This is a genomic window from Streptomyces sp. AB3(2024) (assembly GCF_041862025.1).
In the GTDB taxonomy this organism is placed as follows: domain Bacteria; phylum Actinomycetota; class Actinomycetes; order Streptomycetales; family Streptomycetaceae; genus Streptomyces.
Map to the genome: position 1 here is coordinate 1 of NZ_JBGWAB010000191.1, position 10,412 is coordinate 10,412.

Annotated in this window: 9 protein-coding genes and 3 pseudogenes; 4 read left to right on the forward strand and 8 right to left on the reverse strand. The window is 68.6% G+C overall.

Annotated elements, in window-relative coordinates:
* Window positions 1-168 precede the first annotated feature (168 nt).
* Window positions 169-579, forward strand: a pseudogene (locus ACEPPI_RS37925) (TRCF domain-containing protein); the annotation flags it as partial.
* A gap of 27 nt (window positions 580-606) precedes the next feature.
* On the opposite strand, the gene ACEPPI_RS37930 reads toward ACEPPI_RS37925, so the two are convergent.
* The gene (locus ACEPPI_RS37930; RefSeq protein WP_280920310.1) at window positions 607-1,521 is read right to left on the reverse strand and encodes a phosphatidylinositol-specific phospholipase C; all 915 of its coding nucleotides are present in this window, start codon (window positions 1,519-1,521) and stop codon (window positions 607-609) included.
* A gap of 211 nt (window positions 1,522-1,732) precedes the next feature.
* Window positions 1,733-2,530, reverse strand: coding sequence for a VOC family protein (locus tag ACEPPI_RS37935; protein ID WP_373919822.1), 798 nt, complete (start codon window positions 2,528-2,530; stop codon window positions 1,733-1,735).
* A 742-nt stretch (window positions 2,531-3,272) separates the two neighbouring features.
* Here ACEPPI_RS37935 and ACEPPI_RS37940 point away from each other — a divergent pair.
* Entirely contained in the window at window positions 3,273-4,064 is a 792-nt protein-coding gene (locus tag ACEPPI_RS37940; protein ID WP_373919814.1) for an IS5 family transposase, read from the forward strand.
* Here the strand turns inward: ACEPPI_RS37940 and ACEPPI_RS37945 are convergent.
* From ACEPPI_RS37945 to ACEPPI_RS37970, 6 genes and pseudogenes are all read right to left on the reverse strand, one after another.
* Window positions 4,021-4,548 (reverse strand): hypothetical protein, encoded by a 528-nt coding sequence (locus ACEPPI_RS37945; RefSeq protein WP_373919815.1) that lies wholly within the window; start codon window positions 4,546-4,548, stop codon window positions 4,021-4,023. The genes ACEPPI_RS37940 and ACEPPI_RS37945 overlap by 44 nt on opposite strands.
* A 59-nt stretch (window positions 4,549-4,607) precedes the next feature.
* Complete coding sequence (locus ACEPPI_RS37950; RefSeq protein WP_373919816.1) at window positions 4,608-5,519, reverse strand: immunity 49 family protein; 912 nt, start codon at window positions 5,517-5,519, stop codon at window positions 4,608-4,610.
* Window positions 5,520-5,918: 399 nt separating this feature from the next.
* Window positions 5,919-6,161: a hypothetical protein gene (locus tag ACEPPI_RS37955; protein WP_373919817.1), complete on the reverse strand. Its 243-nt coding sequence runs from the start codon at window positions 6,159-6,161 to the stop codon at window positions 5,919-5,921.
* A gap of 28 nt (window positions 6,162-6,189) precedes the next feature.
* The gene (locus ACEPPI_RS37960) at window positions 6,190-6,843 is read right to left on the reverse strand and encodes a serine protease (RefSeq protein ID WP_373919818.1); all 654 of its coding nucleotides are present in this window, start codon (window positions 6,841-6,843) and stop codon (window positions 6,190-6,192) included.
* Window positions 6,844-7,399: 556 nt separating this feature from the next.
* Window positions 7,400-7,549: pseudogene (locus tag ACEPPI_RS37965) on the reverse strand (IS5/IS1182 family transposase); the annotation flags it as partial.
* A 50-nt stretch (window positions 7,550-7,599) separates the two neighbouring features.
* Window positions 7,600-8,460 carry a class I SAM-dependent methyltransferase gene (locus ACEPPI_RS37970; protein ID WP_373919819.1) on the reverse strand — a complete coding sequence of 287 codons (861 nt, stop codon included), beginning with the start codon at window positions 8,458-8,460 and terminating at the stop codon, window positions 7,600-7,602.
* A gap of 62 nt (window positions 8,461-8,522) precedes the next feature.
* On the opposite strand from ACEPPI_RS37970, the pseudogene ACEPPI_RS37975 reads away from it, so the two are divergent.
* Together ACEPPI_RS37975 and ACEPPI_RS37980 are read left to right on the forward strand one after the other, a co-directional pair.
* Window positions 8,523-9,529 (forward strand): annotated as a pseudogene (locus tag ACEPPI_RS37975) (IS5 family transposase).
* A gap of 38 nt (window positions 9,530-9,567) precedes the next feature.
* The gene (locus ACEPPI_RS37980) at window positions 9,568-9,699 is read left to right on the forward strand and encodes a hypothetical protein (protein ID WP_373919821.1); all 132 of its coding nucleotides are present in this window, start codon (window positions 9,568-9,570) and stop codon (window positions 9,697-9,699) included.
* Window positions 9,700-10,412 lie beyond the last annotated feature (713 nt).

Sequence of the window (10,412 nt, forward strand, 5' to 3'; positions counted from 1 at the left end):
CTCGAAAAACCGCAGGCCAGCCCCACGGCACGAGCCCGGAAAGACAGTGAAACGAGCCGAGACCCTCACCGAACACGTCCGCTTGAAGGAACAACGAGGTTAAAGATCAAGTTGAGAAGCCGTTGTCGTACCGAGAGGTTCGCTTGGCGGTCGAACGAGGGTTGCCGGTACGACTACGCGCCGGGCGAGGGCCTGCGCCTGCAGGCCTACCGCTCGATCGCCGCCGCCAGCTCGGAGGCGGACATCAAGGCGGTACGGGAGGAACTCACCGACCGCTACGCCACGTTGCCGGAGCCGGTGGAGAACCTGCTGCTGGTGGCCGGGCTGCGGATGCTGGCGCGCGCCTGCGGGGTCGGCGACATCACCCTGGCGGGCACCAACATCCGCTTCGGCCCGGTCGAGCTGCGCGAATCGCAGGAGCTGCGGCTCAAGCGGCTCTACCCGGGGACGGTCCTCAAGCCGGTCACCTCACAGATCCTGGTGCCCCGCCCGAAGACCGCCCGGGTCGGCGGCAAGCCGCTGGTCGGGCGGGAACTCTGCGCCTGGACGGGGGAGTTCCTCACCACGATCCTCGGCTCGTTACGCCGGAGAGGGCGGCCTGACGGTCTAGAGGAAGTTCTTCTGGACCAGGAGGCGGACGATGTCCGGGAAGAAGTCCGGGAAGTCCATCGGAACGATGCCGAGGTGGACCTTCTCGGTCTTCCGGGCGTCCAGGTAGCGAAGAACGTCCGGCAGCGTCAGATTCGCGTTCTGCTGGGGCCAGTTCCCGCCGGAATAGCTCGTGAAGTTCACGAACATCTGGGAGGAGTCCTGGTGCCACCAGGCGTTGTCGAACTGCTTGATGATGGTGGCGGACTTCGTGAAGTTGGTGGTGTTCCAGTCGTCCTGGATATTGAAGGCCTTGTTGCTGTCCCAGGTGAGGATGCCCCAGTCGTTCGCGAAGTCCGCCGCGATGATGACCTTGCCGCGCACCTGGCCCAGCTTGGGCCAGAACGGTGCGGTCCACACCAGACTCCGGTAGCCCATGGTGTCCAGGTAGTAATTGAAGCGGCGCCGGAACTCTTCGTCCGAGAGGGCCTGCCCGCCCGAGTTCTCGTTCTTCACCCGCATGATGACGGTTTCGCCCGGGTACTTCTTGAAGTGGTTGCGGCAGGCTTCCAGGACGTCCTGGAAGCGGTGTCCCTGGTAGGCGGAGCCGTGGTAGAGGCCGAATTCGTTCGGTGCGCCCTGGAGTCCGTTCAGGCGGATGTCGAGGAAGCGGATTCCGCGCTCGAACTGCTCGGGGACGCCCCAATTCTGGGTCTGGGCCCACTTGGTTCCGTTGTTGGGGTCGGTGCACCACGAGTCGTGGGTCCCGGGGATCGTCAGGGCGGTGACCGGCGTGCTGCCGGGCAGCTTGCCCATCCAATCGGGGGCGTAGTAACCGGCGGCCCGGGCGGTGCCGGGAAGGCCGAGGGTGACCGCTGCTGCGGCGCCTGCTCCGGCTCCCCATTTCAGAACGTCACGACGGGTGGGGCTCATACCTGATCTCCGTATCTCCGCGGATGAGACCGCGGGAGCGTGCGCGCGGTGGTGGTTGGGCCACCGTGCGCCGACCGTAGGGCGCCCCGCTAACGTTTCCCTCACGCCCGCTAACGTTTCCCTCACGCCTCACTGATGTAGGAAAACGAGCCGGAACACGCCGCGGCCGGGGAGGTCACCCTTCGGTGCGCCTCCCCGGCCGCGGAACGGATCAGGCTGGCTGCTCGGGGGCCTTCGCCGTGATCACGGCGAAGACACCGCCCTGCGGGTCGGCGAGGACGGCGATCCGGCCCACCGCCATGTCGAAGGCCGGGGCCAGGACGGTGCCGCCCGCGCGGGTCGCCGCCGCCTGGATCTCGTCGGCGTCGTCCACCTGGAAGTACGGCAGCCAGTTCGGCGGGGTCCCGGGCAGCAGCGCGGACAGGTCCATCATCCCGGCGACCGCGCGGCCGTCGACCTTGAACTCGATGTACCCCTCGGCGCCCGGGATCTCGGTCGTGGCCGTGGTGACCGGCAGGACGGCCGAGTAGAACGCGGAGGCGGCGGCGGTGTCGCCGGTGCTCAGCTCGTTCCAGATCAGCGCGCCGTGCTCGTTGACGATGCCCGCGCCGTCGAAGGTGCCGGGCTGCCAGAGGCCGACGACGGCGCCCGTCGGGTCGGCGAGTACGGCCATCCGCCCGAGGTCCATGACGTCCATCGGGCCCATCATGACGCTGCCGCCCGCGTCCGTCACCGACTTGAGGGCGGCGTCGACGGAGTCGGTGGACAGGTGCGTCGTCCACACCGTCGGCGGCATCGGGTCCGGCACGGTCCCGTCCGGGTTCGACGCCTTCATGATGCCGGCGACGGGCCTGCCCTTGAGGGTGCAGACGGAGTAGCCGCCGGTCTCGGCCGGGCCGACCTCGCCCTGCCAGCCGAGGAGGTCGCAGTAGAAGTCGAGGGCCGCCTGCTGGTCGGGGACCATCAGGTCGATCCAGCAGGGGGTGCCGGGCTTGTAGGGGCCGTTCATGTCGGGCACGGATGCCTCCGGGGCGGGTGGTGGGGAAGGACGGGCCGTCCCCTACCTGGGCCCTGTCGGGCGGAACCGGGCCGAACGGGTGACCGACCCGGGGCGGGTGCCTTTCAGCCCGTCCGGGCCACCTTCAGCCCGTCCGGCGTTTGAGGACCGGGTCTGGGCGGAGCCCGGGAGGCCGGGTCGCGGGCGGAGTTCGGCCGTGGTTGCCTCCGGCGGCCCCTCAAACGCCGGGGAGGCTGGGATGGCGGGATGCTCGGGCCGGGCAGGCTGGGATGGTCACAGGCTGGCCCATACCGTTTTGCCCGGCGCACCGCTGCCCCGCGGCCGCACCCCCCACTCCCGCGCCACGGCCCCCACCAGCACCAGCCCCCGCCCGCTCTCCGCAAGGCACGGGTCCACCCCGGCCACCGCCTCCACCGGCTCCGCCTCGCCCCGCGCGTCGCTCACCTCCACCCGGACCCGCAGCCCGGGTGGCTGTTGTCTTGTTCTTGCGGGGTGTTGGTCGAACGGGGGTCTCGTTCAGGTGATCGTGGTGGGTTGCGGGCATGAGAACAGGGCCTCTTGGTAGCTCGGTAGGTGTCTACGCCAACGAGTGTTCCAGGAGGCCCTGTTGTCGCAGCTCTACGCCTTCGTGCGGGCCGGGTCCAGTCCACTCACCCCGTCGTGTGACTGCCTCGCGCACCGGTTCGGGAACGCCGCTGACAACGGGACGCGCCAGCGGCGCTACCCCACCGACATGACAGACGCGCAGTGGGCCGCAGTCCGGCCACTGCTGCCGGTGCCGGGCTGGCTCGAGGGCCGCGGCGGGCAGCCGGAGGCGTACTGCCACCGGACGATGTTGGACGCGATCCACTACCTGGTCGACAACGGAACCAAATGGCGGGCCATGCCGGCCGACTTCCCGCCATGGGACCGGGTCTACGCCTTCTTCCGACGCTGGCGCGAGCACGGTCTGATCGTCGAGTTCCACGACCGGCTGCGCGGGAAAGTCCGCGAGAAGGCGGGCCGCGACCCGGAGCCGACCGCGGGTGTGATCGACTCCCAGTCGGTGAAAGCGGACGCCGCCGTCGGCACCGACAGCCGCGGATTCGACGGCGGCAAGCTGATCGACGGCCGCAAACGGCACGCCGTGGTGGACACGCTCGGTCTCCTGCTGGGCGTGATGGTCACCCCTGCCGACACCGGCGACCGCACTGCCGCCCGGGTACTTCTCGAGCACGTCACCGACGTGCATCACCGGCTGGAGCTGGTCTGGGCCGACGGCGGATACACCGGCAGCCGCATCGAGCACTGCCTCGCCATGCTCGCGCTGGTCCTGGCGATCGTGAAACGCAGCGACGACATGCGCGGCTTCGTCATACTGCCCAAGCGGTGGATCGTCGAGCGGTTCTTCGCCCACCTGATGCGCAGTCGCCGCCTGGTCCGTGACTTCGAACGCCGCACCGCGAACGCCGAGGCGATGATCTACTGGTCGATGACCCTGCTCACGACGCGCCGACTGGCCCGGACGCGCCCCGCATCAGCGTGAACTGCCCCGGCGTCGACTCGGCCAGCCAGCCCCGGGCCACCAGCCGCTTCGCCTTCGACCGCAGCGTCTCCACCTTCGCCGGCACCGGGTCAATGCCGAACGCGGCGGCCATGTCCTGGCAGGTCAGCGGCCCCTGGCCGAGACGGTGCCGGTCGGACAGGACCCGCAGGATGCGCTGATAGTCCACCGACAGTACCGACCAGGCCAGCCCCTCGCGCCACACCGGCACCACCGACTTCGGCTTCACCGGCCCGGACTGCGGACCTGTCTCTCGCAGACCCACGGCGGAATCCGGAGCGGCATCTCCAGCACCGCCCGGGCCGAGGACCTCGCCGACCCGCGAGCGGGCAATGACCCACTCCTTCCAGTCCTGCTCGGCCACCACCAGCTCGGCCTGGACGCGATCGGCCTCCTCCCGCAACCCCTCCACACGACGACGAGCAGCGAGCTCTCGCTCCTCCAGCAACCCAGAAACTGACGGCATCCACGACCTCCCGGAGAACAACAACCCGACAGGCCAACCCTCCCACCGAACCACCGCTCCTACTCCTGACCAGCGGAAACACCGCAGCCACGGACGGAAAGACAACAGCCACTCAGGGTGTCGAACTCGCCGACCCAGCTGCCTGCGAAGAGGTGCCTGGGAAGGTAATCCGACTCGATGGTCAGCGGGAATCCGGCATCGTATGCCAGGCAGGCCATGGCCAGGGGGCCGAGCGCGACAAGGCTGTTGCTGTTGCCGGCGCCCTCGTCGAGGCCTGTCCAGTACTCCCTGTGCCACCGGAGCGCATCGGCCAGTGCCTCGTTGAAGCCTGCGTGATCGGCGGTGACGTAGAACAGGAAGAGGTTCATCGGAGGGTAGAGGATCCGCAGCATCAGGCTCCGGTCCTCCCGGTGGAGCCCTTCCGGATCGGTACCCGCGATCGCAGCGTCCAGCGAGGCGCCCAGGTCACCGCCGCGGAGCCACCAAGTCTGGAGGGTCTCCACCCAGGGGTACACGTATCCGGGGCACTCTGCACCTGATGCCCTGAGCACCTCCACGGGAACGCGGGCCAGGGCCGTCAGCCGCTCTGGCTCCCGGCACACGATCGCCAGCCAGAAGGCACTGATCCAGTTCTCCGGGTTTCCGGCGTACTGAGGCCCGCCCGCCTGGAGGGTGCGCACCTCGTCTGCGATGCGGCACTCCACCGTGCCGGCCGTCGCCGTCGAGGTGGCGAACAGGGCCGATCCGACCTGCATGGCCGTCACCCATGCCTCCCAGGTCGCTAGGTCCGCCGCACGCGGATCCTCACCGCAGTGCGTCAGGGCCGCCAGGGATGACGTCCCGAATGCCAGCGTGAACGCCTCGGGTGAACAGTCCAGTTGCCGGATGTGCCATGCCGCGCTCTTGTCGAGCGCCTCGGCACGGCGAGCCAGGCCGCCGGGCAGCACATGCCGAGGCACAGTCACCGTCACATTCATCACCCTCTACCGCATTGGGAAGATCCAGCTTCCCAACGGTACGGCGACGCTTTGGCAGGGTCTGTCGATCGAACGGTGTATCGAGGGGCACCGTGCAGACGAGGTGCCCCTCCTCTTCGTGCGGGCTCAGATGAGGCGGGCAGGACGGCTGCCGTGTCCTGGTAGCTGCGAGTCCAGGGGCCGTTTCCAATGGAAACGGCCCCTGCCTCTTCCGCGGAGTAACTTTACGCACGGGTAATTCAGGTGGGGTGTGGCCAGTAGCTGTCCCGGGCCAGGGTCCCGCGTAGGACAAAGCAGCCCGCCCCCGGCGACATGGACACGGGATGGTCCCGGACCCATCGGGTCCGGGACCATCCCGTGTCCGCGTTCTGCCGCGCCGTATCCGAGGCGGAGTCAGTGGCCGCAGTTCGGCTCCGGTTTGGACGGCATGGGGGCGGGCTTGGCGCTGTGCATGCGTTCGTCGGTCCAGTACGAGGCGACGGCCGACGGGTCGTCGGTGACGGGCCGGCTCGTTGCCTGGTCGGCCGCCGCGGGGGGTGAGGAGGGAGGGCAGTCGCCCGCCGTGCTGGTAGCCCGCCCGCAGCCGACGGTCAGCAGGAGGATGGTGAGGAGCAGGGCGGTCCGCTTGGTCGGCATGCGGTTTAACTCCCGGCATCCGAAGGGGTCAGGAATAGACGTCGTCCTGTACAAGACTGTAGAGGTTGCTCACAGCCGAGGTGAAGGGCGAGCTGTAGAGAGTGCTGCCGGAGGTCGACTCGTTGATGCCCACGGCGTAGCCGAGCCCGGTGGCGTTGTCGTAGTTCTGGAGCCAGGGACCGCCGCTGCTGCCGCCGTTCAGCGGGCAGGGCATGCCGAGCGTGTTGTCGCTGGTGTCCAGGGTGGCACTGCCCAGGCAGTAGTACTGCCACTGGCCGTCGTACGGAGCCTCCGCGGGGTAGCCAAGGGCGGTCACTCCCAGGACGGCCTGGGGGATGGAGCCCCATGTGCGCAGGCCCTCACCGCCTACCGTGTGGCCCAGGGTGTCGGCGTTGTTCCACACGTTCACGAAGGCGACGTCGTACTCGCGGTAGTGATTCTGCGTCCAGCCGTTGAAGGTGGTCATGTTGGCCGCGTACCACGTGCCGTAGGGGCGTGCGCCGTGGTCGTAGTAGGGAACGAAGATCCAGTTGGTCATCCAGGCGCCGTCGTAGACGCAGTGCCCGGCGGTGAGGACCACGTTCTGGGCGGCACTGTTCACCGAGGAGCCCGAACAGACGTAGTCGTTGCCGTTCGTGGGATTATGGTAGAAGACCTTGCCCACCAAGGTCGACGCGTTCACGGTGGCCGCGAGCGTAGGGCCGGTCGCCGTGTCGCTGGCCTGGGTCGCCGGCACGGGCTGCTGCACGGCCTTGGGCCCGGCCGGGGTGACCGATAACGGGGTCCGACGGGGGGCCGCTGACGGCTGGTCCTTGGCAGGCGCGGATGTGCGCCGGGCATCATCAGCCGGGATCGCGGCCTCCATGCGGGCGGGGGTCCACACATCCGCGGTAAGCGTTTTAGGGGCCGCACTGGCGTTGGACACCGGGTTCCAAGGGGCGGCGGGTGCGGCTTCCGCTGTCCAGATACCGGCGAAGGCGAGGAGTGCGGAGCCGAGGACTGCTGCCGCCCTGGATCTGAACCTTGACATGGACATTAACTCCACAGTGCTTAGGGTCAGTTGAGATCGCAACGCTGTCACGATTGAAAAGAATGCGGTCAAGCTTGACTGAAAGACTGCGCATGTTTGACCGGAATGACCGAGCAGCCCGGAACCGGCCCCGGCCCGGCCAGGCAGTGCGACATGCACTTCCCCCGCTATGCGGGAGGTGCCGACTAGGGCGCGTATCGAGTCGTGATCAATGAGTTGCTCTGGTGAGGTCTTTGATCCAGATCATCGATGCGCGCAGGTGGAGGCCGGCGAGGTAGCTCTCCGGGGTCTTGTCGTACCTGGTGGCGATGCCTCGCCAGGCCTTCAGCTTGTTGATCAGCCGCTCGACGGTGTTCCTCCAGTCGAAGGCCGGCCCCTGCCACACGCGGGGGCCGGCCTTCGTCGTGCTCAGTGCGCCGCGCGCACCGCCGAGACCAGTCCGCCGGTGCCCTCATCCTGCTGCGACGGGGTGAGCACCGGACGTCCGTAGGCCTCGGCGCGCTCACGCAGGGTGAAGGTCTCCGCCTCCCAGCCGAGGCCGTCCAGCCAGCCGACCGGGTCCTCCGGCATCTCCGAGACCCACATCGACGCTGCCGATCCCGGACCGGCGTCCCCGCGGAAGCGTTCGACCACACCGCGCGGGCCCAGTGTCAGGCCCATCATGCTGCCTGCAGCGGACAGCGCGCCAACGCGTTCGAGCAGCGACTGCACCGCGTCCTCGGGCAGATAGATCAGCAGTCCCTCGGCGATCCACACCGTCGGCTGCGACGGATCGTGCCCGGCCGAGGCCAGGGCGCTGGGCCAGTCCTCGCGCAGGTCGACCGGGACGGTGATCCGCTCGCAGCGCGCAACGGCCCGCTCCTGACGCAGCACCGAGGCCTTGAAGCCCAGCGGTTCGGCCGTGTCGACCTCGAACAGCCGGGTCCCCGCAGGCCAGTCCATCCGGAAGGCCCTACTGTCCATCCCGGCTCCGAGCAGCACGACCTGCCGGACACCGGACGCGACCGCCCGGTCCAGCAGGTCGTCCAGGAACTTCGTCCGGATGACGATCGAGATGGCCACACCGAGCCAGCGGCGCCGCGCCGCCTCGTCCGCGCGCGGGGGCGGCGGCGCCCCGGGGCCGATCCCGCCGGCCGTGGCGAAGGCCAGCGCCAGCGGGTCCCGGAACAGCGGCTGCTCGCGTGCCGTCTCCATCGCCCTCACCCGGGCCACGCGCACGGCTGTGGCCCACACCCCGGACGGCTCGACCCGTCCCGCCACATCAGTCATGCGTTCAGACTATCTGAGGGATTCGCTCTCGCAGTGGACGCTGATCCGGTAGATCATTTCGCGTGACGCGAGTGCAACTGACGGACGAAGAGTGGGAGTTCATCGGGCCGTACCTGCCGATCGGCGAGTACGGCCCGTATCCCGAGCGCCTGCGGCAGCAGTTCGAGGGTGTGATCTGGCGGTTCAAGACCGGCGGGCAGTGGCGGGAGATGCCACGGGAGTTCGGTGCGTGGTCGACCGTCTCCAACCGCTTCCGTCAGTGGCGTGATGCCGGCGTCTTCGAGGCCCTGCTGGAGGGCTTGATCGCGGAGGCCGCGAAGCGGGGGCAGGTGGACCTGTCCCTGGTCAGCATCGACTCCACCACCGCGCGCGCCCACCACGACGCCGCCGGGATGCACATGAGTGAGGACGTGCTCACCTCTCTGGAGAAGGCTGCCGCCGAGGAGGAGAAGGCCAGTTCAAAGGGGGCGACAGCGAAGAACAAAACGGACGGGATATCGAAGAAGCGAACCCCGAACGCGCGGAGCGACGACGCGTCCGGCGGCGCCGAAGGCTCCGGCTGAGGGCCGCTCTCCTGGGACGTTCGCGGGGCGGGCAGACGAGCAAGGTTCACCTCGCCGCCGACCGCAAGTGCCGCCCGCTGGCCCTCGTCCTGACCGCCGGACAGGCGGCCGACAGCCCGCAGTTCATCCCCGTCCTGGAGAAGATCCGGGTCCGTGGACCCGTCGGCCGCCCCCGCACCCGGCCCGACGCCGTCGCCGGGGACAAGGCCTACTCATCCCGCGGCAACCGTGCCCACCTGCGCAAACGCCACATCAAGGCCATCATCCCGGAGAAAGTCGACCAGGCCGCCAACCGGAAGAAGAAGGGCTTCAGGGGCGGCCGACCCGTCAGCCACGACGCCGAGCTCTACAAGGAGAGGAACACCGTCGAGCGGCTGATCAACAAGCTGAAGGCCTGGCGAGGCATCGCCACCAGGTGCGACAAGACCCCGGAGAGCTACCTCGCCGGCCTCCACCTGCGCGCATCGATGATCTGGATCAAAGACCTCACCAGAGCAACTCATTGATCACGACTCAATACGCGCCCTAGAGCCCGGAGTTCTAGGTGCCGCCGAGCAGCGCCTACTGGTGCACCTACGGCCGGGCCTGGACGTACGTGAAGGCGATCTACAACCTCTCGGTCACCGAGGGGGAGAAGGCTGCCCTGGCGAACATGCTGAACACCTGCGAGGTGTGAGCCAGCTGCGGTGCCTGCGGCAGCCGCAATCCTTCACTCGCGAGCGTCCTGCCCCTGTACTGCGGTGGCCAGGGCAGGACGGCGACCCGCCTGCCGTCGACCACGTTCTTTACGATCTTCGGAGGCATCGTGGAAGCTCCTTGAGTCAGGCAGCGTAGGCGCAGGAAGGGGTCTTCTAGGGCCGGTCTTCCCAGGGACGGACCCGGCCCACCACGTGGAGTCCGCTGTCCTGAGGGGACCGTAGCGCGGCCAGCACTCCCTCACTGATCTCTTCGTGGTCGAGCCACCGGGTGTCCGATCCGTGCCCGGTGAATCCGAGGATGACGCTGCGGTGGCGCGTGCGGCTGAGAGCTTTGGGTGGTCGGGGCGTGGGTGCGGTGGGCGCTGCGGCCCTGCTCCCAAGTACATCGACCACCAGCGCGTCGTCTGTGAGCGTGTCGGCGACGGCGGCGTACGCGTGCGGCCGTCCTCCGGCATGTATCCACAGGACGGCCTGCCGGAAGGGTCCTGTGCGTGCGGCGGCATCACGCAACGCCGCGGCAAACCGGATGGGCTCGGTGTAGTCCGCGCTCACCGGCACCAGCAGCTCCTGGGCGAGGCAGTCTGAACCGTTCCGGGTTTGGTGGGGACTCGATCATTTGAGAGGATCGAGTCATGGCACGTCCTTCCCAGTACCCGCTTGAGCTGCGCCGTCGTGCGGTGCGGATGGTCGC